Origin of the sequence: uncultured Mycobacterium sp., assembly GCF_964249325.1 — a bacterium.
Taxonomy (GTDB): domain Bacteria; phylum Actinomycetota; class Actinomycetes; order Mycobacteriales; family Mycobacteriaceae; genus Mycobacterium.
The window spans coordinates 1-1,361 of sequence record NZ_CAXUCH010000224.1 but is presented as its reverse complement, the minus strand read 5'-3'; the positions used below and the strand labels follow the sequence as shown (position 1 = coordinate 1,361).

Sequence of the window (1,361 nt, the reverse complement as noted above, 5' to 3'; positions counted from 1 at the left end):
CTCGGGTACCGGCAGGTGCATGGTGTCCCGCCAGCCGGGCAGCCCGTCGAGCACAAAGCCGGTCAAAAACGACAGCCGAATCGTCATGGCGTGCGGCAGCGTGAGGGCCACCACGCGGCCGCCCCGCTCGGCGGCGACCTCGGAGGCGTGCAGTTGTCGTTTATGTCCGGCGGGATTCGCCGCCGACACGCCCAGCACATTCCAGTTCAGCGGTCTGTCCGCGGCCACCGACATGTCGGTGAGTAGCGCGATCTCGTCGTCGGTGAAGCCGGACAGACAGCCCGGGACGATCGCCTCGAGCGTGGTGCCCGGATGGGTGCGCACACCGGCGGCCAGCGCCACCAGTTCGTCGCGGGATGCGGCCCGTGACGGCACCGGCTGGCCGGCACCGTCGTTGTGGGTATGCGACTGCGATGTCGAAAACCCCAGTGCGCCCGCATTCAACGCATCCTCGAGCAACGCCACCATCCGCTCGATCTGCTCAGCGGTTGCCGTGCCGCCGACCGCGTCGTCGCCCATCGCCGCCAGCCGCAGCGCCGAATGCCCGACCAGAAAGCCGGCGTTGATGGCGATGTGGCCGTCGAACCGCTTCAGCCAGTCGCCGAACGACGACCACTGCCAGTCCAGCCCGGCCCGCAGCGCGTCCAGCGGCATGCCTTCGACCCGCGCCAGCATCCGGGTGAGGTAATCCTGTTGCTCGGCGGCGGCGGGCGCCAGGGTGAAGCCGCAGTTGCCGCCGAAGACGGTGGTGACGCCGTGCTGCACCGACGGGCTGGCGGTGGGGTCCCAGAACAGCTGTGCGTCGTAATGCGTGTGCAGGTCGACAAAACCTGGCGTAAGCGTGAGCCCCTGCGCATCAACGGTTTTCGAGGCCGGCTCACTGACGTTTGCACCCGCCGCGACGATGCGGCCGTCCTTGACGCCGACATCACCGTGTCGGGCGGGAACGCCGGTGCCATCGACGATCTCGGCGTCGCGGATCAACAGATCTAGCACGGGCCCTCCTCGAGCCACCTGCTATCCGGCAGCGGGTGACGAAACAGCTCCGCGGCGTTGCGGTGGGTGATGCGGGCGGCATCCTCGCCCGAGAGGCCCGCGACGTTGCGCGCCACCACCTGCTGGGTGTCGGGCCAGGTGGAATCGGCGTGCGGGTAGTCGCTTTCCACCAGGATGCGGTCGGTCCCAAGGGCATCCAGCGCGCCGAACGCGTGCGGGTCGTCGATCGAGCAGAACCAGAAGTTGCGGTGCAGCACCTCGCTGGGCAGCAGATCGCTCTTCCACGACCCGGCGTCCCGTCCGGACGCGGAGTGGGCGAGCACGAAGTCGGCCCGGTCGGCAAGCATGGCCGCCCAGCCCAGCCC

2 protein-coding genes are annotated in these 1,361 nt (G+C 69.2%); both read right to left on the bottom strand.

Translation table 11 applies throughout. The features are described 5' to 3' along the window. Positions 1-996, bottom strand: a 996-nt coding sequence (locus ACFE99_RS20655) for an amidohydrolase family protein (protein WP_375488276.1), incomplete at its 3' end; no start/stop codon positions are given. Beyond that, the coding region (locus ACFE99_RS20650) for an amidohydrolase family protein (protein ID WP_375488275.1) at positions 990-1,361 on the bottom strand (372 nt) is incomplete at its 5' end. The genes ACFE99_RS20650 and ACFE99_RS20655, both read right to left, overlap by 7 nt.